Below are 24873 nucleotides of genomic sequence, written 5' to 3'. Positions count from 1 at the left end.
AGGAAAGCCACCGTCGAATGCCGATGCGCTGTCCGGCGAAGCGGCAAGGCCTTAGCACCCCCCGCCGCTTTCCGCCCCCGGGACCCCCATGAGGATCGCCGTCTTCACGGAGAGCTGGATCCCGATGACGGACGGCCTCACGACGAGCCTTCTCGCGTTCAAGCGCGAGCTGGAGTCGCGCGGCCACCACCTCCACGTGTTCGCCCCGGGCCCCGAGGCCACGCACGCGGAAGGCGAGACCCGTTACAAGGGCTACCCGTTCTGGGGCTACCCCGAGCTCCGCGTGAACTTCTCGCCCTCGGGCCACGACACGACGCGCCTGCTCATCGAAGGCGGCTTCGACATCGTGCACCTCCAGAGCCCCGGTCCCGTCGCGCTCTGGGGGCTCCTCGCCGCGAAGCGCCTCGGCCTCCCCGTCGTCACGAGCTACCACACCTTCCTGCCGGACCTCGTCCCGTACGTCGCGCCGCCGGGGCTCCAGGGATTCGCGCGCTCGGTCGTGTGGAGCGCGACCGAGCGCTTCTTCCGCGCCACCGACCTCGTCCTCGTGCCGGGCCCGTCGGCCGCGGCCGAGATCCTCGCCCACATGCCGATCGACGCGATCCCCAGGATGGAGATCCAGCCGAACGGCGTGGACGTGGCGCGCTTCCGCCCCGACCGCAGGAGCCGCGCGATGCGCGAGCGGCTTTCGCCGAACGGCGAGCCGGTTGTCCTCAGCGTCAGCCGCCTCGCGCGCGAGAAGAACATCCCCTTCCTCGTGGACGCGCTCGTCGAGGCCCGCAAGACCTTGCCGGACCTCACGCTCGCGATCGGCGGCCGCGGCCCCGAGCGCGAGACCATCGAGCGCCGCGCGCGCCGGCTTGGCGTCACGGACGCGGTGCGCTTCCTGGGATACATCGCCGACGAGGACCTCGCCGCGGCCTACGCGTCCGCCGACGCCTTCGCGAGCGCGAGCGCGTTCGAGACGCAGGGCATGACGGCGATCGAGGCGATGGCGTGCGGCACGCCCGTCGCCGCCGCCCGCGCCCGGGGCCTCGCCGACTACGTGCGCGACGGCGAGACGGGCCACCTCTTCACGCCCGGCGACCTCGCGGAGGCGGCCCGCGCGATGACGCGCGCCGTCGCCGCGGGCGACCGCATGCGGAACGCCGCGCGGCAGCACGCGATGACGCTCTCGGTCGCCCGCGCGACGGACCTTCTCGAGAAGCGCTACCACGAGGTCGCGAACACGGTCCCGGTCTACGCCGTCGCCTGAGGGTCCCGATGCACGTCTGCCACGTCAATCCGTTCTTCTTCCCGCACCTCGGCGGCATCGAACGCCGCATCTACCACGTCTCGCGCGCGCTCCTCGAGCGCGGACACGAGGTCACGGTCCTGACGTCGCGCCTCCCCGGCACCCCGAAGGAGGAGACGATGGACGGCTTCCGCGTCGTGCGCCTCCCCGCGAAGCCGCTTCCCGTCAAGTGGAATCCGCCGATCCTCCGCACCGAGGGCGTCGAGAAGGCGCTTCGCGACCTCGCGCCGGACGTCCTCGACTTCCATTACCGCTGGGCGCCCGAGTACACCAAGGCCGTCGACCGCTCGGGCATCCCGCAGGTGTTCACGTACCACAACACCTACGGCGAAGGGTCCGGCCTCCTTCGTCCGCTCTCGCTCGCGAATGACCGCTGGAACAAGCGCTACGTCGAGCGCGCCCACTCCATCGCGGCGATCAGCCGCTTCGTGCGGGACGACCTTGCGCGCCGCGGCTTCCCCGAATTGAAGCTCAAGCTCGTGCCCAACGGCTGCGCGCCCCCGAAGCCCGGGACGGCCGAGTGGGAGGCGGACGACGGCCGCGAGCTTCCGCGCGCGCCGTACTTCGTCGCGGTCGGCCGCCTCACGCCCGAGAAGGGCACCGACCTCGTGATTCGCGCCTTCGCCGAGGCGAACCGCCGTGGCGCGAACGCGCGTCTCATCGTGTGCGGGAAGGGACCCGAGCGCGCCGCGCTCCTCAGGCTCGCGCGCCGCCTCGGCGTCGAGGACCGCGTCGAGATCAATGGGTGGGTCCCCGAGGCCACGAAGTTCCGCCTCCTCCAGAACGCGACGGCGCTCGTCCACATGGCGCGCTTCGAGAGCTTCGGCATCGCGATCGCCGAGGCGCTCGTCGCGGGCGCGCCCGTCGTCGGCGCGGACGTGGGCGGCGTCGCGGAGGTCGTCGAGGATGCGGGCGTCGTCGTGCCGCCCGGCGACACCGCGGCCGCGGGCGAGGCGCTCGCGCGGCTCGTCGCCGACCCGAAGCTCCGCGCGGATCTCGTCGAGCGCACGCGCGGACGCGCGAAGGCCCTCGCATGGAGCGAGGTCGCCCTCGAGATGGAGAAGCTCTACCGCTCCGCGATCTCGAGCTGAGGCGCGGCCGCGTTGGGCGCCGCCGTCAGGCGCTTCCTGCGGCGGGACGCGACGAACCAGCTCCCGACAAGGAAGAGCACGAGGCCGCCGAGGCTCACGCCGCGCGCGAAGTCGGACTCGAGGTACACGAACGCCACGCCCGAGAAGGCGAGGAGCAGCGCGTACTTCATGGCGGACCCGGCCGCGACGAACGCGAAGGCGCGGCGCACGTTCCAGCCCGCGACGTGGATGAACGCCCCGCCGAAGGGCAGGACCGGGAAGATGCGGTTGAGGAGCAGGAGGCGCTCGTCCGCGAGCATGAGCGAGGACGAGTACTTCACCATGATTTTGGAGAGCCACGGCGGGACGCCGAAGCGCTTGACCAGGGCGTAGAGGACCCACCCCGCGAAGACCTCGACCGCGACGACGATGGCGAGGATCTGCAGAGCCCAGACGATCGTCGGGTTCGCGCCGAAGACGATGAGCGTCGCGATCTCGGGGACGCTCGGGATCCCCAGGCTGTCGAGCGTGAACGCCGCGACGAGGACCAGGATGGGATGGGCGTCGATGAACGCCAGGATCCACTCGCCCCACTCCAAGGACGCACCGCCTCAGAGGATCTCGAGCTTGCCGAACTTGCCCGCAGAGACCTTGATCTCGCCGCGGAACGCGGAGGCCCATCCGTTCGTGATCCGGATCTTCGCCCCTTCCGAGACCCTCTCGATCTCGTCGTTCCAGAGGCTGATCTTGACCTTGCCGCCTTCCCCGTCCACCGCCTCGCAGTCGCAGACAGTCAAGGCGTCGCCGGCGCGCGAGTTGACGCTTCGAGGCTCCTCCTTCTTCAGGACGGTGACTTCGAGTTGGTCGACCTTGCTTTTGTCCTTCAGGTCGCGGGCCAGCATGGACGCTCGGCACGCCAGGGCACACGTCCTTCTTAAAGGCAACGAGGGAGGCCATCAAGAATCCACAGAGGACGACACACGGTCGGGCGCCGGGCGCTGAAACCGGGCGTCGGGACCGGGACCGGGAGCCGGGCATCGGGACCGGGCGTCGGGACCGGGTGTCGGGTGCCGGGACCGGGACCGGGAGCCGGGAGTCGGGTCCGGGAGCCGGGAGCCGGGACCGGATGCCGGGTGCCGGGGCCGGGCGTCGGGTTCCGGGACCGGGAGCCGGGAGCCGGAAGTCGGGTCCGGGACCGGGTCCGGGACCGGGACCGGGATTGCGGAGGGTTTGAGACCCGGTGTGGAACCGGGTTGGCCGTCATTCTTCCGTTCGCCACAATGGCGCTCTTGGGCCGGTTAAATAGGTGGTGTCGCGTCCCTTGGGTTCGGGTAACATGGCGTCGGGGACCTCGAAAAAGATGCAGACGTTCGACGACGATGACATTGTCCGCTTCTCGATGGGGCTCGACGTTCCCATCGTGGGGCTCGTCCGCAACCGGGACGAGTACAAGGAGATGCGCGAGATCGCGCTCATCTACGGTCTCGCCCTCGGCTTGAACGGCCGCCGCGGACCCGCGCCCCAGGCCGCGACGCCGCCCGCCGCGAACGCGCCCCGCGCGGCCGCGATCGCGCCGGCGCCCGCGCCCGCGACGGACGACCCGCCCTCGGCCTGATCAGAACGCGGCTTCCGCCGGGTGGATCGCGAGCGTGACGCTCAGCGCCTCCACGCGGCTCCGGAAGTAGCGCTTCCCCTTTTCCCTCCGCTCCTCGAGGAGCGGCGCCAGCTTCTCGACGGCGAGGACCACGGTCCCCGGTTTCTCGCCGATGCGCTCCGCGATCTCCGAGAGGAAGAGCCACCCGTCCTCCCCGCGCCGCTCGCGCTCGAGGACGAGCGCGCGCAGGATCGCGACGTTCACGCTCGCGGCGAGGATCCGCACGAGGCGCGCGATCGCCTCGGGATCGTCGCCGATCGCCATCTCGCGCCGCTCGGCGCGCGATGCGCGGGACCGACGACGCTCCATGCGAAGGGCACGGCGGGCCGGGATTTATGCTTTTGGAAAATCGCGTCGTCTTGCATTTTGGACTTCGTGAATCCACGAAAGCTTGAAATCTTCCCCCGGGGATACGTCGGCTCGCCGGGGGGAGACCCCGGTGTGTTTCAGCACCGGATGCACGTGGTCCGACGCGCGGAGGCCGCCCCCGCCGCGCGGTGGACGACGACAACTACTCGGGCCTTCTCTTTTCGTTTCCCGGGACCCCGGTCCCCGGACGCCCCCGCGTCCGGGCCTTCATCCTTCGAGCGAAGGCTTCGCTCACATCCAGTTGACGTCGTCCGGACGGATCTCGATCGGGCGGTCGTCGCCCGGGTCGCGCCGGCCCGGCGGCATCGGCGGCCGGCCGGGCGAGGGCCGGAACGGGCGCTCGCGCGAAAGCAGGCCGAGGCGCACGAGATCCGCGACGGCGGTCGCAAGGTCGGGATACTCGCCCGCGTCCACGAGGGCGCGCACTTCCCGCGCGAGGGTCTCCGGGAGCGGCACGTCGACGCTCATGACCCTCCTTTCGGCCCGGAGCAGGATAAGGTTTGGCTCAGCCCCAGGCCGTGTCCGCGCTCACCGCGTGCTCGGCCGCGCCCCGCGCGGAAAGACCGATGCGCACGAGATCGGCGACCGCGGCCTCGGGTGTCGGGAAGGCGCCGCGCCGCACCAGGTCCTCGATCGCTTCCACGAGATCGGGAGGAATCCGCACCTGCATGATGATCCCACGGCGAGGCGCGGGAGGCGGGATCACCCTTGCGCCTCGCGGGGGCGCGGGCGCTCAAGGTTCACGCTCCCGTCCCCCGGAAACCACGGTCCGCAGGCCCGCCGATGGATTTTATACCCTGCCGCGGTTCAGCGGGACGTGAAGCTCCTCTTCATCCACAGCGACCTCCTCGAGTTCGAGGCGAAGAAGCCCGCGCTTAAAAGCGCGCCGCCGCTCGCCGACGCCGAGAAGGCGGGCCGCGTGGAGGAGGCGCTCGTGGTCTTCTACACGGTGGAGAAGGACGACGAGAACCAGGGCGACGTCGTCGTCGCGAAGGCCGTCGCCGAGATCAACAACGTGAACGCGCAGGTGAAGGCGCCGAAGGTCGTCCTCTATCCGTACGCGCACCTCTCGTCGAGCCTCGCCTCGCCCGCGAAGGGCCGCGAGATCGGAAGCGCGCTCATCGCGGCGACGAGGGCGGCGGGCTACGACGTGACGGCCGCGCCGTTCGGCTACTACAAGGCCTTCAAGCTCCACGCGAAGGGGCACCCGCTTGCCGAGCTTTCGCGCCAGATCAAGGCCGAGGCCGGCGAAGCCGCCCCGGCGGCCCCCGCGGCGCCCGCGGTCGCGGGCGTGCCCGAGGCGCGCGAGTCGGAGGCCCTGAAGAAGGAGAAGAAGCTCGTGAGCCACTGGTACGTGCTGACCCCCGCGGGCGAGCTCGTCGCCGCGGACCAGTTCGACTTCAGGGGCCACGACAACCTCCGCGCGCTCTACCTCCACGAGACGAAGGGCACGCGCAAGGCGGGCGAGGAGCCGCCGCACGTGCGCCTCATGCGCGAGCTCGAGCTCGTCGACTACGAGCCCGGGTCCGACGCGGGCAACTTCCGCTGGTACCCGAAGGGCCAGCTCGTGAAGCGTCTCCTCGAGACGCGCGTCTCCGACATCGTCGCCGAGGCGGGCGGCATGCGCGTCGAGACGCCCATCATGTACGACTACGACCACCCCGCGCTCTCGAAGTACCTCAACCGCTTCCCCGCGCGGCAGTACGTCGTCAAGTCAGAGGACAAGGACTACTTCCTGCGCTTCGCCGCGTGCTTCGGTCAGTACCTGATCATGCACGACATGACCATCTCGTACAAGGACCTCCCCGTCCGGATCTACGAGCTGACGCACTACTCCTTCCGCCGCGAGCAGAGCGGCGAGCTCTCCGGCCTCCGCCGCCTCCGCACGTTCACGATGCCGGACATGCACACCCTCGTCGCCGACATGGAGCAGGCGAAGCGGGAGTTCAAGTCCCAATTCCAGCTGTCGATGCGCTGGATGAACGACCTCGGAACGCCGTACGACGCGGCCGTGCGCTTCGTCCGATCCTTCTTCGACGAGAACCGCCAGTTCGCGGTGGACCTCGCGAAGCTCCTCGACCGTCCGATCCTTCTCGAGATCTGGGACGAGCGCTTCTTCTACTTCGTCATGAAGTTCGAGTTCAACGCCGTCGACTCGCAGGGCAAGGCCTCCGCGCTCTCGACCGTGCAGATCGACGTCGAGAACACCGAGCGGTTCGACATCAACTTCACGAACGAGCAGGGCCAGAAGCAGCACCCGCTGCTCCTCCACGCCTCGCTCTCCGGCTCGATCGACCGCAACGTATACGCGCTCCTCGAGCGCGAGGCGATCAGGTCCGCCTCGGGGGCGAAGCCCGCCCTCCCGTTCTGGCTCTCTCCGACGCAGGTGCGGTTCGTGCCGGTCTCGGACGCCTACAAGGAGGCCTGCATCGGCTTCGCGAAGGAGCTCACGAACCGCGGCATCCGCGCGGACGTCGACGACCGCGACCACGGCGTCGGCCGCAAGATCCGCGACGCGGAGAAGGAATGGATCCCCGCGATCGTCGTCTACGGCGAGAAGGAGGCGGGCAAGGACCGCGTTCCCGTGCGCCTGCGCTCGGGCGAGCAGAAGGACCTCTCGACGACCGAGATCGCCGCGTGGGCCGACCGGGAGATCGGCGACCGGCCGCGCCTCAAGCTCCCGCTCGCGATGCGGATGAGCGAGCGCCCCGTGTTCCGCGGTTAGCGGGCAAACGTTGAAGCCGGGCCGGGGCCACTGCGCCACCGGAGGCTTAACCCTGCGCGCCATCCGCGTCCTCGTCGCGCTCGCCATCGTCCTCGCCTCGGCCGCCATCGCCGGTTGCCTCGGCGCCAAGGTGCCGCCGCCCGAGGACATCGTGCCCACGGTCGACCCCGTCGTCCCCGACCTCAAGGCCGTCTTCGCGATGGACCACGACCACACGGACCCGGCCGCGCACCCCGCGCCGTGGAATTTCCACGCCGTCGCGCACCTCGCGCCCGCCATCCCGGAGGTCGATTGGGTGACGCACAACGAGCTCGACCTCGCGGGCGACCTCCTCTACGCGGGCATCCGGACCGGCATGGCCGACGGCCGACGCGGGCCCTCGGGCTTCGCGGTCTACGACGTGTCGAACGCGAGCGCGCCCGTGTTCCTCCACTTCGAGAAGTCGCCCGCCGACGCGGACTGCGTCGGCGACGTGAAGGCCGGCCCCGGAGAGGGCCTCGTCGTGCTCGCGACGCAATGCGCGCGCAACGGACCCGTCGGGCGCGGCTTCGTCGTGTACGACGTGACGACGCCCACGGCGCCGAAGGTCGTCGCCCTCGCGCCGCTCGGCTTCTCGTGCCACATGGTGGACGTCGCCGTCGTCGGCGGGGAGCGTTACGTGTACTGCGCGGACACCTCGGGCCCGAGCGCGTGGCGCCTCGTTTCGACGCCGCTCGGCCTCACGCCCGTGATGATCAACACGAACCTCATCCAGGAGCCGCTCGCCGCGCGCAACGCCCCTCGGGCCGTCGCCGAGTTCGGCGTTTTCGGAACCCTTCTCCTCCAGGGCCCGCACGACATGACGACGCAGGCCGATCCGCTCACGGGCGACCCCGTCGTCGTCGTGTCCCACAGCTACGCGGGCGTGCGCATCCTCGACGGGAAGGACCCGACGCTCGGGCGCGTCCTCGGGGCCTGGAACGGGGACGGCGCGAAGGACTTCAGCTGGATCCACACCGCGGCCGCCGCGAAGATCCAGGACAAGCGCATCGTGGTCGCGGTGACCGAGAACGTCGTCGACACGCCCCCGCGCCTCTGGATCCTCGACTTCACGGACTACGCGAAGCCGAAGGTCCTCTCGGAGTACGCGCTCGCAGGCCACGACAACAGCCACGCGCTCGTCTTCAGCCTCCACAACTTCCAGATTGTCGGCGAGCGCCTCTACATCGCCGCCTACCACGGCGGCGTGTGGGCGCTCGACCTCGCGGACCTCGCGAACCCCGAACCGCTCGGGTACATCCTGCCGCACGGCGAGCACGGGTACAAGCCCGACCAGGGCACGTTCTACGGCATCGGGAACGACTGGACGACGCAGGTCTGGGACGTCGTCCTGAAGGACGGGTACGTGATCGCGAGCGACATGCTGAGCGGACTCCACGTGCTCCACTTCGCGCTCGATGCGAAGGGCGACCCCGCGCTCCGTTCGTTCGGCTAGCCGGGTCCGGCCGGCCGCGACCGCATGCGGCCGGACGCATGAGCCGCGCCGTCCAGAAAAAATCCTCGCGTCCGGTCGTATGATCGGAGATTCGCTCGCTTGTCGGTCGAACGCGCTCGAAAATCGCCCCCGTGCCACACCCGGAGAAAGCCTCAAGAAGGCATGTCACATTGCGACTAGCGACACGCATGGCGGAATACAAGGTGTTCCTCAACGGCCAGTTCGTGCCCGAGTCCGAAGCCAGGATCAGCGTCTACGATCACGGCTTCCTCTATGGCGACGGCGTCTTCGAGGGCATCCGCGCCTACAACGGCCGCGTCTTCCGCCTGACGGAGCACGTGGACCGCCTCTTCGAGTCCGCGAAGGCCATCGCGCTCACGATTCCCTATACGAAGGAGCAGTTCACGGAGCTGATCCTCGAGGCGTGCCGCGTGAACAACCTGCGCGACGCCTACATCCGCCCCATCGTGGCGCGCGGCCGCGGCGACCTCGGCCTCGACCCGAGGAAGTGCAAGGAGGCGACCGTCGTGATCCTCGCCCGCCAGATGGGCGCGCTCTACGGAGACGCCTACGAGCGCGGCCTCACGCTCGTCTCGGTGAGCACCCGCCGCAACTCGCCGCAGGTTCTCTCGCCGAACATCAAGTCCCTCAACTATCTGAACAACATCCTCGCGCGCATCGAGGTGAACGAGCGCGGGGCGGACGAGGGCATCATGCTCGACCTCCAGGGCTTCGTCTCGGAGGCGACGGCGGACAACATCTTCCTCGTCTCGAAGGGCGTGATCGTCACGCCGCCCACCTACAACTCGCTCAAGGGCATCACGCGCGGGGCCGTCATCGACGTGGCGCGCGCCGAGGGCTACGAGGTCCGCGAGGAGCCGATCACCATGTTCGACGTGTACGCCGCGGACGAGGTGTTCATCACGGGAACGGCCGCGGAGGTCGCCCCGTGCGTGAGCGTCGATGGCCGCGTCGTGGGGAACGGCAAGCCCGGACCCGTCACGAAGCAGCTCATGGCGGGCTTCCAGAAGCTCACGCACTCGACGGGCACCGCGATCCAGCCCGAAAAGCCGGTCAAGGTCACGACCTGAGCGCGTCTCCGCTCGCCCGCCGATGAAGTCGGACTACGAAGGTCCGAATTCATCAGCGGGTCGATAGTTTCTTGAAGGTCGCATTCATTCCCCGCCTCGGGTTTCCCAATGACCCGCACGATCACCGAGCCCTGCATCGGCGTGAAGTCCGGCGAGTGCGTGGACGTCTGCCCGGTGGATTGCATCCACCCCAAGAAGGACGAGCCCGACTTCGGCCCCGCCAAGATGCTCTACATCAACCCCGACGAATGCATCGACTGCGGTGCGTGCGAGGCCGTGTGCCCCGTGGAAGCCATTTTCCCGGACGACTCCGTCCCGGACCAGTGGAAGCTCTACACGCCCCTCAACAAGAAGTACTTCACCGACGGCCTCGACGCCGCGGCGCCCCCGTCCGGCTGATCGTCCTCGGGCTTTTTCTCCGCCGGTTCGCCGGCGGCCAACCTTTCGCGCACGAGCGGACGCGCCGCGTCGTAAACGGGAAGCGGCCGCCCGTCCTTGAGGCCGCGTGGCCATCCTCGTCGGCACCTCGGGCTGGAGCTACGAGGATTGGGTCGGCCGCGTCTACCCGGCGGGCCTCCCGCCGGCCGAACGGCTTCCGTTCCTCGCCGAGCGCCACCCGACGGTCGAGGTCAACAGCACGTTCTACCGGACGCCCCCGCCCGCCACCGTCCACGGGTGGGTCGCGAAGGTCAAGGACCGGCCCGGCTTCGAGCTCTCCGTCAAGGCCCCCCAGACGCTGACGCAGGACCTCCTCGCGACGGGCGCGGTCCCGGACGTCGCGCGCTACGCCCGCGAATGGGACACGGCCGTCCCCGAGCACCTCGCCGCGGCCGGGCGGCTCGGCGCGGTCCTCCTGCAGCTCGCCCCGAACGTCCTCGCGAACGACGCGACGCTCGCGCGCCTCGAGGCCGCGCTCGATGCCCTCGCGCACCGGAAGGTCGCGGTCGAGTTCCGCAATCCCACCTGGGTCCGCGACGACGCGCTCGACGCGCGGGCCCTCGCGCTCCTGGACGGGCGCGACGCCGCCCTCGTCGCGCTCGACGGGCCCTCGTTTCCCGTCCTCCTCGAGGGCGGCGCCTCGCACGCGTACGTCCGCTTCCACGGCCGCAACGCGGACGCGTGGTTCCGCGGCCGCGCCATCGAGGGGGACGCAGGCGACCCGCGCATGAACCGCTACGACTACGCGTACCGCGCCGAGGAGCTGCGACCGTGGGCGACGCGCCTTGCGGACCTCGCGACGCGCAAGCCGGTCGTGCGCGTCTATTTCAACAACCACCCGTACGGGAAAGCGCACGACGCGGCGGCGCTCCTCGACGGACTCCTCGCGGAGGCGGGATCGCCGTCCGTCCGCCCGCCGCCCGGGCCCCAGCGGCGCCTCGACGCCTTCCGGGAACCGCAAGAGCCATGATGAGGCGCGCGGGTGGACACGCGGGGTCGACCTCGTGCGGGAACGCGTGAAGCGGATCTACAAGAACCTCGAATCGAGCGTGGACGCGATCGTCCTCATGAACGCGGTCGATCCGCACCTCGACATGAGCTTCTTCCACGCGACCGACCTCGTGACGGGCGGCCTCTTCGAACGCTCCGCCGCGATCCTCTGGCCCGACGGCCGCGTCGAGGTCTTCACGAGCCGCCTCGAAGAGCCGTCCGCGCGCAAGGCCACGGAGATCGACCTCGTGGTCTACGAGACGAACGACGAGCGCAACGAGCACCTCGCGCGCCGCCTCTCGGGTCTCTCGAACGTCGGCGTCAACCCGAATGAATTGACCCACGCGGACCACCAGACCCTCAGCGCGACGATCAAGGGCCCGAAGCTCGTGGACGTGGGGAAGGCCGTCGCGCACGCGCGCCTCGTGAAGGACAAGAAGGAGCTCGACCGCATGCAGCGCGCCGCGGACATCGCGAGCCGTGTTGCGGACGAGATCCCCTCCATGCTCAAGGCCGGCATGATGGAGTACGAGCTTGCCGCGGAGATCAACTACCGCATGCAGCGCCTCGGGTCCTCCGGCCCGAGCTTCTCCACCATTGTCGGCTTCGGCGAGAACAGCGCGGAGCCGCACTACACGAGCGGCGAGCGCCGGCTCGCGGAGGGCGACTACGTGCTCTGCGACTTCGGCGCCTACTATCAGCACTACGCAAGCGACATCACGCGCACGTTCGTCTTCGGCAAGGCCTCGGCGAAGCACCGCGAGGTGTACGACATCGTGCTCGACGCGCAGCGCATCGGCCTCGAGGCGTGCCGCGCGGGCGCGAACGGCGGCGACGTGCACAAGGCCGTCGCGGCCCGCATCGACGCGACGCCGTACAAGGGTCGCTTCATCCACGGCACGGGCCACAGCCTCGGCCTCGCCGTGCACGATGGCCCCGGCCTCCACCCGAGGTGGAACCTCACGCTCGAGGAAGGCATGGTCATGACCGTCGAGCCGGGCATCTACCTCCCGGACTTCGGCGGCGTGCGCATCGAGGACGACGTCGTCATCACGCGCGACGGATGCCGCCTCCTCACGACCGCCAAGAAGGCGTTCGTGGAAGTGCACCCGTAGCTACGCGTGGAACGGGTTCTCCCGGGCGCGCCCGGGGGGCTCGCTCGGGCGGCCGGGGAATTCGCTCTCGATCATCGGGAAGACGTCCGCGTGTGGCATGACTCCCCATGGACGCTTCGCGAGCATGCTGACGCGGCGCGCGCGTGACCGGGTCAAGCCCGGACCCGGTCCCGAAGCTTCTTGTGCCGCCCGCGCGCTCGCGCCGGCATGACGCGGCTCAAGGGCGGCGCATGGCTCCTCTACGAGGGCAAGGGCGACGCCGTCGGCGAGGAATCCTGGGAGGTTGCGCACGGGCGCGACCTCTCGACGTGGCGCTCGACGGCGCGCCGCGCGAAACCCTTCCCGCACGAGACGCGCGTGACGCTCACGCTCGGCGCGGACGGCGCGTGGCGCGCGCTCGCCTTCGAGGTCGAGGCCGACGGCCGGCGCGTGCGCGCGTGGGAAGGCCGCCCCGGCGCGACCGCCGCTGCGCCCTGGCGCGTGCACGTCACGGACCGCGAAGGCGAATCGCGCGTCGCGCTCGACCTCGCCGGCGCGGAGCTCGACGGCCCGACGCCCCTCCTGGCGGGCGCGACGCTCCGCCGCCTCGGCCTCGCTCCCGGGGAGGAGCGCGCCGTCGAGACGGTCGTGCTCGCGCCCGTGACGCTCGAGCCCGCCCGCGTCGCGCGGCATTGGTCGAACCTCGGCCCCGCCGCGATCGACGCGCCGACCGGTCGCCTCAAGGCGACGCGCTGGCGCCTGCGCGAAGGGAACGCCCCGCCGCGCGACGTGCTCGTCGACGCCGACGGCAACGTCCTCCGCATCGAGGGCGCGGCGGAGATCGCGGGACTCGCGTGAAGCGGAGGGCGGCGGGCTAGCCCCGCAGGATCTTCTCGAGGGCCTTCCCCCGGGCGAGCTCGTCGACGAGCTTGTCCAGCCAGCGGATCTTCCGCATGAGGGGATCCTCGATCTCCTCCACGCGGACGCCGCACACGACCCCCGTGATGAGCGAGGCCTTCGGGTTCATCGCCGGGGCCTTGGCGAAGAAGGTCCGGAAGTCGCGCTCGTCCTTGAGGCACGCCGCGAGGCCCTTCGCGTCGTAGCCCGTGAGCCACGCGATGATCGCGTCGACCTCGGCCTTCGTGCGGCCCTTGCGCTCCGCCTTCGCCACGTAGAGAGGATAAACCTCGGCGAAGGACATCGAGAAGATGCGGTGCTCGCTCATATCGGGCTTCCCCGGATCGCAGGCTGACCGCCCGAGATCACAACCTTACCCTGCGCTCGAGCACGAGGCGCGGCCCGGGCTTGAAGCCGAGGCTATCGAAGTAGCGCACGAGCTCCGACCCGGGCTCGACGAGCGTGCTCATGTGCTCGACGCCGAGGCGGCGGAACTCCTCGATCACGCGCTCCGCCATCCGGCGCCCGAGCTTGTGCCCCTTGAACGCGGGGTCCACCCCGACCGCGATGATCCACCCGACCGGGTCGCGCGCGCCGAACTCCCACGGGCGCACGTCCGCGAGAATGAACCCCACGAGCTTCCCATCGGCCTCCGCGCCGAAGGACGTCGTGGACTCGCCGATGAGGCGCCACAGGTCCATGTCCTTGCGCTCCGCGGCGTGCTTCGTGTTCGCCTCGTCGATCGCGGCGATGGCCTTCACGTCCTCGTAGCGCAACGCGCGGATCACGGGCTCCCGGGCGGACATGATTCCGGCCAAGGGCGTGCTGGTATACCATGGTTGCGGGCGGAGGGCGAAGGGGTTTTTCCACCCGCGGGTCGTCTTGGAACGCATGGTCCAGGCGCTTTCGCCGAAGGAGCTCGCGTCCGCCCTCGCCCGATTGCCGCGATGGCGCGAGGAGGACGGGGCCATCGCGCGCGACTTCACGTTCAAGGACTTCGCGGCGGCGCTCGCGTTCGTGAACCGCGTCGGAGCCCTCGCCGAGGAATGGGAGCACCATCCCGACTTCGAGATCCACTACAACCGCGTCACGCTGCGGCTGTGGACGCATTCCGAGGAGGCCATCACGGAATGGGACACGGGGTTGGCGGAAGCCATCGACCGACTCCCTTCGCCTCCATGAGGAGGCGCGCGTGAAGGCGGAAGCGCGCGTGGTGGGGTTCGACGACGGGCCGTTCTCCTTCGGCGACGCGCGGGCCCCGGTCGCGGCCGTGGTGACCCGCGGGGCCTGGTACGTCGAAGGCATGTTCCGCACCTCGGTCGCGGTGGACGGGACCGACGCGACCGAGCGCCTCGCGGACGCCTTGCTCTCGTCCCGTTTCGGGCACGAGGTCCGGCTCGTGTTCCTCGACGGCGTCACGTACGGGGGGTTCAACGTGGTGGACGTCGAGGCGCTGCATCGCCGCCTGGGGGTGCCCGTGCTCGCGGTCTCCGCCGGGGTGCCCGATCTCGAGGCCATGCGCGCGGCGATGGAAAGGCACGTCGGGGAATGGCGGCGCCCGTGGGAGGCGCTCGAGCGATGCCGATTCTCGCTGCTCGAGACGGCGGAGGGCCCGCTGGCCTGGACCGGCGCCGGGATATCCGCCGACGACGTTCCGCGGACGCTCGCCCAATACACCGTGCTCGGCTACCGGCCGGAGGCCTTGAGATTGGCCGGCCTCGTGGCGCGAGCGTGACCGATCCGACCGGCGACGCCATCCCCCGCGCGTCGCGCGCGGCCGCGGGAAGGGCGTTACGATCCCGCCCACGGAAGCCCATACGCCGCCCCCAAAAAGGCTTAATCACCGCCCACCCCTGACCGGATCGCGGAGGCTCTTACATGCACGCAGCCAAGGTCGGCGTCATCGTCGTCCTCGCGCTTCTCACCCTCGCGGGCGCGAGCGCGACGCCCGCTCCGGAAACCCACACGCGGGCCCATCCGCCGATCGTCATCGTCGGCGACGCGGGCTTCCTCCTGCCTGGGTCGGGCGTGCGGTCCGGGTCCGGCACGGAGGCCGACCCCTTCGTGATCGCGCACTGGACGATCGCGCAGCCAACGGCGCTCACGGGCGCGCTCGGCATCGTCCTCATGGGCACGAGCGCGCATGTCCTCGTGAAGGACGTCGAGATCCTCGGCCCGGCCTGCCAGGTCGAGTGCCCTTTCTACGAGGCCGTCCGCATCGAAGGCGCCCGCAACGTCGTCCTCGAGGACGTTCGCGTGCACCACTTCGAGATCGGCCTCACGATCCTCGATTCGCGAGACGTCGCGGTCGACGGGTTCTCCCACCGCGGCGGCCCGGACCCCCGCTTCTTCGGCGACGCGAACCGCGTCCTGAACAGCGCCGACGTGACGCTCGCGGGCCTCCACACCGAATCGCTCGGCTGGCGCAACCTCCTCATCCAGGACTCGTCCGGCGTCGCGGTGGCGGGCGCGCGGTTCGGCCCGTCCGCGTATCCGAACTGGGACGCCGGGACGGTCACGGTCGCGCGCTCGACGGACGTCGCGTTCCGGGGCAGCGAGTTCCGCGGCGCCGACCTCACGCTCGGCCGAGGCGTCGACAAGCTCGTCGTGGAAACAACGCGTTCATCGACGGCGGACAATTCTACGCGTGGTCCTCCGAATCCACGAGCGCGCACGGCGCGCTCGCCTTCTGCGGCAACCGCTTCGCGTCCTCGGGCGACCCCGCGCTCGAGGTCCAGGGCGCGACCTCCGTGCTCGTGAAGGGCAACGACTTCCAGGACAACGTCTGGCACGCGCGCATCCAGCTCCACCATGTCGAACCCGTGCCCGACACCCCCTTCTCGCGCGTCGTCCTCACCGGGACCCTCCGGCTCGAAGACAACCGCTTCGGCGATGCCTCGTGGGGCGGCGCCACGATCTCCGCCGCCAACGCGACGGCGGTCGGCAACCGCTTCGAAGGCGCGAACGCGTGGCTCGCCCTCCGCGCCCACCACGGCTCCGCCGTCGGCAACTGGTGGGGCCACCCGAGCGGGCCGAGCGGCGCCGGAACGGGCGACGGGAACCGGTACGCGCCGTACGGGGCGAACCTCGCGTACGAGCCGTGGCTCGCGGAGGCGCCCGCGTTCGAGCGTGTCGGGTGCGGGGGGTAGGGGGCGCGTTAAGCGTGAACGGCCGCGCTGCGGCGCGTCGGTCGTGATTGCGGCGGGCGCGCCGAAGGGCTCGCTTAACAAGCAGCCCCTGGAATCGACGCGCGAGGCGAGGGAACGGCACGTCGAGGGTGGCAGACGAGGGACAGGGCTCTCGAGGTTTTCTCTTTTTAAGACCGCCGAAGGTCCGTTGACTTGGACGGGGGCCGAGCTATCCGGGGAGAATGTTCCGCGGGTGTGGCGCAGTACACTGTGCTCGGGCATCGGCCGGAGGCGATGAGGTTGGCGGCATGATAGCGCGGGTGGGGGACGGGGGGTCAGGCCCGCCCTCCAATAGACTCGTGATTCCCAGGGCCGGGGCACGAAATAAATTAGCCTCGTAAATCAACATCAAATCTATATCCATCCAAGTTTCTCACGGCATACTCGGCGCTTACCTCGTGCATCGGGACCGTCACTCAACATGACCTCTCGAGGCGATTCTGTGCGTGGATAGCCCCGGGTGCTTCAGGGGGCTCCTCATGAGCGCACTCCAGTCATGCTGCACGCGACCGTCCCGCATGTCCTTGCTTGCGGACGGTCGACAAATGGCGATCTGTAGGGTCTGTGGCGACGCCCAGCTGCTCACAGGGCTGCCCTTGCAAATTCCGCCCATTGAGGTATATCGCGATTACCTGACGAAGGAAATTGAAGCGGCCGCTGCCGAAGACAAGAAAATACGATGGTTCAAAGTCCGCGCGCTGGACTACGCGAGAGAGACTCGGATCAAGGCGCGGCTTGAACTCGAGGTTCAATCGAATCAGTATTTCAACATCGACATTGGAGAGAACTGCGAGATCAAGTTTGGATCGATCATTAAGCTGGGGTTTGTGACCGCCTTCTCGGGGAGTCGCCTCACCCTGTCAACGGAATTGTTTCCCGAGAACATTATTGAGGCAACCGAGTTAGAGGTTCGAAGAGTTAAGAGCCTTGACCTGGCCCGAACACTCCTTCAGGCCTTCGAGGCCGTCTGCACGCATACAAGTGATGCAGATGGCTTCCTCGACCCTACCGACTTGCTGTCGATCACCCCTCCGGAGGTCGATGAGGTTCATGGCTTAGACGACTTGAACGAGGAACAGGTCCGTGCCGTCTGCCATGCTCGCCGCGTTGCACAACAGGGAGTCGCGCTCATTCAAGGACCTCCAGGAACAGGCAAGACGACCGTGATTGCCCACTTGATCCGCCTCCTGAGAGAATCGAATCAAACGGTCCTCGTAACGGCGCACACTCACGTGGCCATCGATAACGCGCTCGAGCGCGCAATCGGACTTGCACCGCACCTCAAGGACGAACTGGTGCGACTTGGAACGGCTGCCAAGATCAGCGACGCCATGGAGCCCTACTATCGCTCTCGCGAAGAATTGGAAAGGACGGAAGGGGAAGGGCCCCTCGATGCGATTCTTGCTGAGCACCCCCTTGTCGGCATGACGCTCTCGAGCCTCGCGGGCCGAATGAAGCACCTGACCGCAGGTGAGTACACTCCATTCGATTTCGTCATCGTCGACGAGGCAAGCATGAACCTCCTTCCGTCGACCCTCATCGCCCGGGCTGCCGGGCACAAACTGATTCTTGTCGGGGACCATATGCAACTCCCCCCCATCATCAAGGATCCGACCTACGCCTCGCGGCCGGGCTTCTCACGCAGTTCTTTCGAACAGATTGCGCTGAAAAGGCCCGACCTCGTCGTCACTCTGCGAGTTCAATACAGAAGCCTTCCAGGAATCATGGCGTGGTCGAATCACGTACTCTATCAGGACCGCCTTGTCGACCACGATACCGAAGGCACCGTCGATGCGAAGCTTTTCGGCGTTCAATTGGAGCAGACGGTTGCATGGATCGATACTACGAAACTGGAAAGGAATCAGCACCTTCCCCGCTGGCTTCCGGGTGCTGCTTCTGCTTCGTATGGCAACGCGCGCCATGTCGCTCTCGCGCTGCATATCGTTCGAGATTTGTGCCCTCAAGGACTTGAATTAAATCAATTAGGTTACATCGCCCCCTATCGGCTCCAGACCGCTGTGTTCCGCCGACTCGCACACCGACACCTGGAAGGAGGGTACCGCATCGAATCCAGCACCGTTGATGCGTTCCAGGGTCGCGAGAAGGACGTCATTATCTACGACTTCACCACGACCGAGCCGCAGAAAAGTCACGATAGCCCAAATCGCCTCAATGTCAGTCTGACCCGTGCGCGTCATCTCACAATCATCATAGGGTCGAAATCCTTCGCAACGGGCCCGGCTAACAATCCATCCTATTGGTCACTGCAGAAGTGGCCACGGATTCAAAAGATCGAGGCGATGATTTCGCTTGATCCTACATGGGTTAACGAAGCGGACGTCGCCATCCGAACTGGGGATGCCGCGCCTCTGACCCGTCTGACGAGCCTGTCAGATCTCATCGACCGGCTTACATTCACGGCCGAACATGCCCGAATGTTGGCATCGGCTTTCGAAAAACGCCACGACAAGAACACTTGCCATCAGAAGCTTTGGCAGATTGTGACACAAGTCGCTCCGGGAACGAACGTGTCGGCACTGTACGATGAGCTCCTCAAAAGACCGACGGCCCCCGAGGATGAGAATCGAGACGTGAAAAACGCCATCCTCAGCATCAAGCAAGTGTTCGAAGCCTCCCAGGACCCAACACGACGCCGCCTAATCCTCATGGCCAAGAAGAACGGGCTTGACGCTGCGCTCAAGCGCGAACCATCGATGAGCCCTGGCTTGACCGTCGAGGTTGCTAGAATTCAAAAGCAGCTTCACGAGGTCGGCCTATGACAGCACCTTCGCGGAGGTCTAGCCAATCCTGCGACGGACTCCAGTGGATACGAGATTCTGTTCGACCTTCGCCTGAAGGTGACGCAAATTGACCCTTGGCGCCCTCGAAGTCGCAATCATCGTCGCGACCATTCTCGCAATCTATGCCTTGTTTCGATTGGTTGAACGCCGTAGAATCGAAGAAATCGCAGCGGCTGTGCCTCGAGCCGAGATAACTCTCTCATCGGTCTCAGCTACGATTAAAAAAACTCGCGAAGCATCACGCTACATGACCCAGCGGTTGGAGAAAGAGCTGGCAAGCCAGCTGGATGCCGCTCGGAAGGACCTATCATCCGCATCAACGCGAATTCCGCGTCGACTCCCCGCGGACTTGCGCGGACGCCTTGAGGCGGCAACCGCTCACGAGGTAATACTTCGCAAGCGACTCTCTGAATTCAACACGGAACACATTCAGATCGAACTCAAGCGGCACGAGGCGCTCCTGAGGATCGATCATGGACTGAATGACGAGCAGGTCGAAGCCGTCCTGCGCGACGACGAGCGCAACCTCGTCATCGCGGGCGCCGGTGCAGGAAAAACTCGTGTGCTCATCGCGCGCATGGAGTACCTCACGAAGCGAGTCGCCCGGGTCGAGCCCAGTCGGATCCTCGCCGTGAGTTACACCCGCGAAGCAGCGGGCGAGATTCAGGAGCGCTTAAAGGCCAGAGGCATCGATGGGACGCACGCTTCGACTCTGCATGCGCTCGGGAGGCAGATTGTAGCAGAGGCGCGAGGCTATGTCCCAGCCGTCATCGACGAGGAGAAGCTCAAGGATCTCATTCGCCGCTCGATTGAGAATGCGAAATCCGGGAAGGACCTGCACTTCGAGAAGCTCTATCTTCGGGTGCTGGCGAATTATTTCCGTTCCCATCGTGAGGACGTCCCCTCCCAACCACCGGATCAACTCTACCGCACGCTGAACGGAGAACGAGTCCGGTCCCTCGGAGAACGGATCATTGCCGATCACCTTTTCTTGAACGGTATCCGGTATGTGCATGAGGATATCGCACGCTGGGCGCCACGAACACAGGGGAAGGGCCCGTACAGGCCCGACTTCTATCTCGTAGACCACAATGCCTACATCGAGCATTGGGGAATCGACGAGGATGGGGAGGTGCCCGCCTGGTTCAACCAGACGACTGAGCAATACCGAGAAAAGATGGTTTGGGCACGACGCGTCTTCGAGGAAAAAGGGTACCGGCTCATCGAGACTTACGATCACCAGCGGAAAGATGGAATCCTCGAAGATTCACTTCAGGAGGAACTCGAGGACGCTGGAATCGTCGGGAATCCGATTGACCTGAAGACCCTTTCTGAGCAGATTCGTGAATTTAAACGCATAGACGCCGACCTCGCAAAGATGTTCGGGGCCTTCGTGACGAACGCCCGAGCCCTGCAACTCTCTTCCGCCGATGTACCCATTAGACTGATCGGACACACGCCTCGCGTCATCGCCTTTGGTGAATGCGCGACAGAGATCTTGCGTCGATACGAAGGGCTCCTTTCGAAAGACGATGCAATTGATTTCAGCGATATGCTCTACGAGGCCGCCGAGGCTCTCGAATCAGATAAGGTCGGCGAGCTATTCACATTTGACCAAGTCCTTGTAGATGAATTCCAAGACGTGTCTCCTGACAAGGCGCGTCTGATCCAAGCCCTTGTGAATGAGAACACGAAGCTCTTCGCCGTCGGAGATGATTATCAAGGGATTTTTGCATTCTCCGGAGGCGACATTGGGTATATCGTCGACTTCGAGAATCACTTTGGGCCAGCGACGACGACATTCCTCACGACCAACTACCGCTCACCCGAATTAATCGTCGAGGCCGGAAAATCAGTCATCGCCCACAATACCCGGCAGATCAAGAAGAAGCTGCACGCGGCAAACAAGTCAGAGGCCGAAGCCACGATCCACATTGTCGCAGCTGCGCTGGAAGAGCTCCTCGCCAAAGTGGTCGAATTGGTCGTCGCGGAATTAAAACGGGTGGATGACCCGCACGAGATCCTGCTCATCTCCCGTGTGAATTGGCCGTTCGACCACCTTCGACCGATGCTCCGCCGTCAACGAGTTCCCGTAGACGGGCCAAAGGGAGTTCGATTGCAGAGCGCGCACAAATCGAAGGGTACGGAAGCGGCCGTGGTGATTGTCCTCGACGCGAGTGAGGACCTATACGGGTTCCCGCCTCAAGTCGAAGATCCGGACGTGCTGGCACCGGTACGATTGGGCGGTGAAGATCCGCTCGCCGAAGAGCGACGCCTGTTCTACGTCGCTCTCACCCGTGCCATGCAACGCCTCCATCTGGTCGTCCGAGACGGCCGCCGGTCGCGGTTCATCGATGAGATCGAAGGGGTGGAGGCCGATCAGATCGTGAAGACGGATTCGCTTGAAGCGGGCCAACGAGTTTCTGGCACCCTTCGTGTGGATCGGATCTATTCACTCACTCCACGACAAGCTGAAACACGCATGCATCAGACGGGCCTACTGAACAACGGCCGAGAGAGTGTGCGTTTCGCGTCCTGGGCCACAAATTTTCCGGCGACAGTGGAGGCCGGGAGGAAATATGCCTTCACCAATCTCCTCGTGACCGAATACCAGGGCCAGCCTCAGTTTGAGATTGATGGCCAGACAAAGGTGATGGAGACTGTGGATGCGATGGCAGGGGACGAAAAGGCTGGTTCTCGCCCATTGCGCGTGCGCCGTGTGGAAGATTGAATCGACTGGCCGGTGAACGACGTCGCAATCCGGTGCCGGCGGTGGAAGCGACACAGGTCACGCGAGGGTCCATCGCGAACGCCCCTCCCTCACCCTCCCCTCATGCTCTAGCTTCCTCAGATGCGCCTCCAGCGAACGCGCAGCCAACCCCCAGACGGAAGCATCCACATCCGAGTACACCAGCGGCAGCATCTCCTCCACCGTCGCCGCCCCGGCCTTGAGCGCCTCCACGACCTTCGCCTCCCGGCCGCGCCGGTGCTCGAGCGTCCCCGTCAGCAACCGCGCCCCAGCCACGGCAGGCCCATGTCCCGGGATCACGATCGACGGACTTAGGTCGGCAAGACGAGAAAGAGACCTCATGTAGGCCCCCATGTCCCCGCCATCCGCCGGGTCCACCACGATCGTGCTCACGGAAGACGCGAGGTCACCGACGACCATGGCACCGAACCGGTTGTCCAGGAGCGAGATCGATCCCTTCGTGTGCCCCGCCGTGTGGAGCACGCGAATGCGCCAGTTCTTGCCCACGTTCTCGTCGCGCCCCAACTCGAGGATGTCGCCATCCCCGAGCCGTCGATCCACCGGGAAGGACACGCGCTTCGCCGTCTCCGCATGCGCCATCACGGGGAACCCGAACCGCTCCTTCAGGAACGGTACCCCGGCCACGTGGTCCGGGTGGTGGTGCGTCAGCACGATCCCTTCGACGGCCGACCCCTCGTCAAGAATCCCGCGGACGTACGCTTCGAGCACCGCGAGCCCTTCGCGATCGCCGCATCCCGGGTCGACGAGCAGCACCCGCTCGCGCCCGATGCACACGAAGTTGGTCGTCGTCGCGGGAGCCAACGTCGGCGTCCGCAGCGGCAGCACATGAATCCCCGGGTGGAACCACACGCGGAAGCGCTCGTGGTGCGGCTTCCCGTCCTCGGCCCGCATCCGAGCGGCCGCTTCCTCGAGCCCGTGCTCCGCGAGCGCGGTCAGGATGGCGATGGCGGGCGGCGCGATCAGCATCTCGTGCCGAGCCCACCGCGCGAGCGCCTCGGCGGGCGCGAACCACGCGCCGTCCACGAGCTCCCCCGGCACGATAGAGGGCATCTCGCCCGGCGGGAGCCAAGCGGCGTAGAACTGCGTGTCGTAGCGCGCCGGCGAGAACTCGGGCGTCACGAGCCGCGCGGCCGGCACGAGCCGCCCGGCCGCGAGCGAGCCCCCCGCGCCCGCGAGCATCGCCGCGAACCCCTCCGCGTCGCCCGCCAACAGCGCGCCGCGCGCCTTCTCCCGGTCCAGCGCGGCCGGCACGGAGGACGCGAGCCAGACGCCCGTCTCCTCGACCATCTCCCGCAGCGCGGCCTGGGCGAAGTCCTCCCCCTCGTCGAGGGTCCCGCCCGGGAACGCCCAGTAGTCGGGGAAGAACTTCTGCTCGGGGGACCGTCGCACGAGGTACACTTCGAGCGGGTCGCGGCGCGCGAGGACGACCGCGGACGCGCGGCGGAGGCGGGGCACGGCCGTTCCAAGGGGGCCGGGGTATTTGTGGGTCGCGGCCGGCCTCGCCTGTTGCGCTGACGGCGACGAAAGAGTAGATGACCTACCGCACAAGTCAAACCCCGTTGGCGAACAGGGAGCCGGACAAGGTCGCATGGCAATGGATCGTCCAGCTCGGGCGGAATTCCTCGACCTACAAGCTCGCGCTCGCGTCGGAGCTCCTGCGGCATGCGAACGCGGGGCTCGACCGGATCCCGCTTTCGGATCTCGCCGCCGGATTCCGGGACGCCTATCGCGACCGGGTCGCCCGCGGCCGCCCCCAGCAGCCGATCGCGGGCCGGTGGACCGTGGTCGAGCGCAACATCCTCCAGCAGGATGCCAACGCGAGCCTCGACCTCGTGCGCGAAGAGGCGCTAAGGAACATGGTCCTTCAGAAGTTCCACAACCTGGACCGTGGCGTCCAAGCGCCCCGCTTCTTCGAGGACCCGGAGGACGGCAACGTGCTGTTGCTTACGCCTCGTCTCCTGGGTCTCGTGGATGGGGAGGCCGAGATGCTGCGGCGGGAAGCGCTGAGTCGTTGGGACCTGCTGGAACACGCCTTCACCGCGGCGAACCCGGAGGCCGTGACCGCGAACGAGCTCTTGGGAAGCATCGAGACTCGCCAGGGGCGTGTATCGCTCACGCACCTCATTCCGGCGCTGAGTCCCTACCAGCGTGATCGATGCTTCTACTGCGGCGGCGAACTCGATCGCATCCACGTCGACCACGTCCTGCCGCACGCCCTCGTGGGGCACAACGAGCTTTGGAACCTCGTGCTCGCCGACGACGTCTGCAACGGGAACAAGAGCGACCAACTGCCGACGCGGCCGATGATCGATCGATTGGTCTCGCGGAACGAGGCGCTGATTCGGAGCATGAATCCGCTCCGCAACAGCCTCATCGACGCGCTCGGCAATACCGGAGAAAGGCGATCGAAGACGATGCTCGCAGCCTACGCGCGCTGTCTGAAGATGAGCCCACGCATCTGGACAGGCGGGCGTGATGACTCGATGACGATGCTCCAGGAGTACGCTGCCTACGTTCGGTCGCGTTCTGGGTGACTCGTGAGGTAATTCCCTTTCGCTGGGATGACGTGCCGCACCCCGCCTCGAGGGTCCGGGACGTCCCCTGTATAACGCGGGATCACGTGGACGTGGAAATGCGGCACGGTCTGGCCGGCCGCCAGCCCCGCGTTGTGCCCGATGTTGTAGGCATCCGGATTCCACTTCGCTCCCAGGACGTTGCGCGCTCGCCGGATGGCTTCGAGCAAGTCCTTCTCCTCGCTGGTGGAGAGATCCCACCACGTGGCGACGTGCCGACGCGTGACGAGAAGGAGATGACCCGGATTCACTGGGAAGCGATCATAGATGGCGCGGATCGAGCCGACCTCGAATACGCTGTCGAGATTCGTGCAGAAGGGGCACGCTTCCTCGCCGCGCGGCGAACCCGGGTGATCCACATAACCCGAAGTCCGCGCGCCCTCTAAATACCGATCCGGTGAACAAGGTCGCAACTCAGGGGCGCGAATTGGCCGCGTGCTCACCC

At 67.1% G+C, this 24873-nt stretch carries 26 protein-coding genes; 17 read left to right on the top strand and 9 right to left on the bottom strand.

The window, feature by feature from the left end:
* Window positions 1-88 precede the first annotated feature (88 nt).
* On the top strand, window positions 89-1255 hold the full coding sequence (locus VM889_09560) for a glycosyltransferase (protein HVL48790.1): 1167 nt from the start codon (window positions 89-91) through the stop codon (window positions 1253-1255).
* An 8-nt stretch (window positions 1256-1263) separates the two neighbouring features.
* Window positions 1264-2385: a glycosyltransferase family 4 protein gene (locus VM889_09555; GenBank protein HVL48789.1), complete on the top strand. Its 1122-nt coding sequence runs from the start codon at window positions 1264-1266 to the stop codon at window positions 2383-2385.
* Here VM889_09555 and VM889_09550 read toward each other — a convergent pair.
* Together VM889_09550 and VM889_09545 are read right to left on the bottom strand one after the other, a co-directional pair.
* Complete coding sequence (locus VM889_09550; GenBank protein ID HVL48788.1) at window positions 2361-2963, bottom strand: hypothetical protein; 603 nt, start codon at window positions 2961-2963, stop codon at window positions 2361-2363. The genes VM889_09555 and VM889_09550 overlap by 25 nt on opposite strands.
* 12 nt (window positions 2964-2975) lie before the next feature.
* Window positions 2976-3266 carry a DNA-binding protein gene (locus VM889_09545; protein HVL48787.1) on the bottom strand — a complete coding sequence of 97 codons (291 nt, stop codon included), beginning with the start codon at window positions 3264-3266 and terminating at the stop codon, window positions 2976-2978.
* A 434-nt stretch (window positions 3267-3700) separates the two neighbouring features.
* Between VM889_09545 and VM889_09540 the strand changes: the two genes are divergently transcribed.
* Window positions 3701-3979, top strand: a complete 279-nt coding sequence (locus VM889_09540) for a hypothetical protein (GenBank protein ID HVL48786.1) — start codon at window positions 3701-3703, stop codon at window positions 3977-3979.
* On the opposite strand, the gene VM889_09535 is transcribed toward VM889_09540, so the two are convergent.
* The 3 genes from VM889_09535 to VM889_09525 all read right to left on the bottom strand — a co-directional run bounded on the left by VM889_09535 (window position 3980) and on the right by VM889_09525 (window position 5030).
* Window positions 3980-4327: a hypothetical protein gene (locus VM889_09535; protein ID HVL48785.1), complete on the bottom strand. Its 348-nt coding sequence runs from the start codon at window positions 4325-4327 to the stop codon at window positions 3980-3982.
* A gap of 291 nt (window positions 4328-4618) precedes the next feature.
* The gene (locus VM889_09530; GenBank protein ID HVL48784.1) at window positions 4619-4855 is read right to left on the bottom strand and encodes a hypothetical protein; all 237 of its coding nucleotides are present in this window, start codon (window positions 4853-4855) and stop codon (window positions 4619-4621) included.
* Window positions 4856-4892: 37 nt separating this feature from the next.
* Entirely contained in the window at window positions 4893-5030 is a 138-nt protein-coding gene (locus tag VM889_09525) for a hypothetical protein (GenBank protein ID HVL48783.1), read from the bottom strand.
* Window positions 5031-5204: 174 nt separating this feature from the next.
* On the opposite strand from VM889_09525, the gene VM889_09520 reads away from it, so the two are divergent.
* From VM889_09520 to VM889_09490, 7 genes are all read left to right on the top strand, one after another.
* The gene (locus VM889_09520) at window positions 5205-7112 is read left to right on the top strand and encodes a threonine--tRNA ligase (GenBank protein ID HVL48782.1); all 1908 of its coding nucleotides are present in this window, start codon (window positions 5205-5207) and stop codon (window positions 7110-7112) included.
* 10 nt (window positions 7113-7122) lie between these two features.
* Window positions 7123-8586: a hypothetical protein gene (locus VM889_09515; protein ID HVL48781.1), complete on the top strand. Its 1464-nt coding sequence runs from the start codon at window positions 7123-7125 to the stop codon at window positions 8584-8586.
* 188 nt (window positions 8587-8774) lie between these two features.
* Window positions 8775-9677 carry a branched-chain-amino-acid transaminase gene (gene ilvE / locus VM889_09510; GenBank protein HVL48780.1) on the top strand — a complete coding sequence of 301 codons (903 nt, stop codon included), beginning with the start codon at window positions 8775-8777 and terminating at the stop codon, window positions 9675-9677.
* Window positions 9678-9785: 108 nt separating this feature from the next.
* Complete coding sequence (locus tag VM889_09505) at window positions 9786-10076, top strand: ferredoxin family protein (GenBank protein ID HVL48779.1); 291 nt, start codon at window positions 9786-9788, stop codon at window positions 10074-10076.
* A gap of 106 nt (window positions 10077-10182) precedes the next feature.
* Window positions 10183-11085: a DUF72 domain-containing protein gene (locus VM889_09500; GenBank protein HVL48778.1), complete on the top strand. Its 903-nt coding sequence runs from the start codon at window positions 10183-10185 to the stop codon at window positions 11083-11085.
* Window positions 11086-11119: 34 nt separating this feature from the next.
* Complete coding sequence (locus VM889_09495) at window positions 11120-12220, top strand: aminopeptidase P family protein (GenBank protein ID HVL48777.1); 1101 nt, start codon at window positions 11120-11122, stop codon at window positions 12218-12220.
* Between the two features lie 207 nt (window positions 12221-12427).
* Window positions 12428-13057, top strand: coding sequence for a hypothetical protein (locus VM889_09490; GenBank protein HVL48776.1), 630 nt, complete (start codon window positions 12428-12430; stop codon window positions 13055-13057).
* 16 nt (window positions 13058-13073) lie between these two features.
* On the opposite strand, the gene VM889_09485 is transcribed toward VM889_09490, so the two are convergent.
* Both VM889_09485 and VM889_09480 read right to left on the bottom strand, forming a co-directional pair.
* Complete coding sequence (locus tag VM889_09485; GenBank protein HVL48775.1) at window positions 13074-13424, bottom strand: DUF2200 domain-containing protein; 351 nt, start codon at window positions 13422-13424, stop codon at window positions 13074-13076.
* A 37-nt stretch (window positions 13425-13461) separates the two neighbouring features.
* Window positions 13462-13902 carry a GNAT family N-acetyltransferase gene (locus tag VM889_09480; GenBank protein ID HVL48774.1) on the bottom strand — a complete coding sequence of 147 codons (441 nt, stop codon included), beginning with the start codon at window positions 13900-13902 and terminating at the stop codon, window positions 13462-13464.
* Window positions 13903-13987: 85 nt separating this feature from the next.
* On the opposite strand from VM889_09480, the gene VM889_09475 reads away from it, so the two are divergent.
* From VM889_09475 to VM889_09450, 6 genes are all read left to right on the top strand, one after another.
* Window positions 13988-14278 carry a 4a-hydroxytetrahydrobiopterin dehydratase gene (locus VM889_09475; protein ID HVL48773.1) on the top strand — a complete coding sequence of 97 codons (291 nt, stop codon included), beginning with the start codon at window positions 13988-13990 and terminating at the stop codon, window positions 14276-14278.
* A 10-nt stretch (window positions 14279-14288) separates the two neighbouring features.
* Window positions 14289-14831 (top strand): DUF99 family protein, encoded by a 543-nt coding sequence (locus VM889_09470; GenBank protein HVL48772.1) that lies wholly within the window; start codon window positions 14289-14291, stop codon window positions 14829-14831.
* Window positions 14832-14974: 143 nt separating this feature from the next.
* Window positions 14975-15856 carry a hypothetical protein gene (locus tag VM889_09465; protein ID HVL48771.1) on the top strand — a complete coding sequence of 294 codons (882 nt, stop codon included), beginning with the start codon at window positions 14975-14977 and terminating at the stop codon, window positions 15854-15856.
* Window positions 15847-16245: a hypothetical protein gene (locus tag VM889_09460; protein HVL48770.1), complete on the top strand. Its 399-nt coding sequence runs from the start codon at window positions 15847-15849 to the stop codon at window positions 16243-16245. Before VM889_09465 ends, VM889_09460 begins: the two co-directional genes overlap by 10 nt.
* A 557-nt stretch (window positions 16246-16802) precedes the next feature.
* Window positions 16803-19064 (top strand): AAA domain-containing protein, encoded by a 2262-nt coding sequence (locus tag VM889_09455; protein ID HVL48769.1) that lies wholly within the window; start codon window positions 16803-16805, stop codon window positions 19062-19064.
* Between the two features lie 88 nt (window positions 19065-19152).
* Complete coding sequence (locus tag VM889_09450) at window positions 19153-21816, top strand: UvrD-helicase domain-containing protein (protein HVL48768.1); 2664 nt, start codon at window positions 19153-19155, stop codon at window positions 21814-21816.
* 57 nt (window positions 21817-21873) lie between these two features.
* Here the strand turns inward: VM889_09450 and VM889_09445 are convergent, their stop codons facing one another.
* Window positions 21874-23310: an MBL fold metallo-hydrolase gene (locus VM889_09445; GenBank protein HVL48767.1), complete on the bottom strand. Its 1437-nt coding sequence runs from the start codon at window positions 23308-23310 to the stop codon at window positions 21874-21876.
* 104 nt (window positions 23311-23414) lie between these two features.
* Here VM889_09445 and VM889_09440 point away from each other — a divergent pair, with 104 nt between their 5' ends.
* Window positions 23415-24389: an HNH endonuclease domain-containing protein gene (locus VM889_09440; protein HVL48766.1), complete on the top strand. Its 975-nt coding sequence runs from the start codon at window positions 23415-23417 to the stop codon at window positions 24387-24389.
* Here the strand turns inward: VM889_09440 and VM889_09435 are convergent.
* Window positions 24365-24873, bottom strand: a 509-nt coding sequence (locus VM889_09435) for an HIT family protein (GenBank protein HVL48765.1), incomplete at its 5' end; no start/stop codon positions are given. The two genes, VM889_09440 and VM889_09435, sit on opposite strands and share 25 nt — an antisense overlap.

The sequence above is a fragment of the Candidatus Thermoplasmatota archaeon genome (assembly GCA_035540375.1).
Taxonomy (GTDB): domain Archaea; phylum Thermoplasmatota; class SW-10-69-26; order JACQPN01; family JAJPHT01; genus DATLGO01.
Note: the sequence above shows the minus strand (reverse complement) of the source record. Positions and strands in the feature narration are given on the sequence as shown.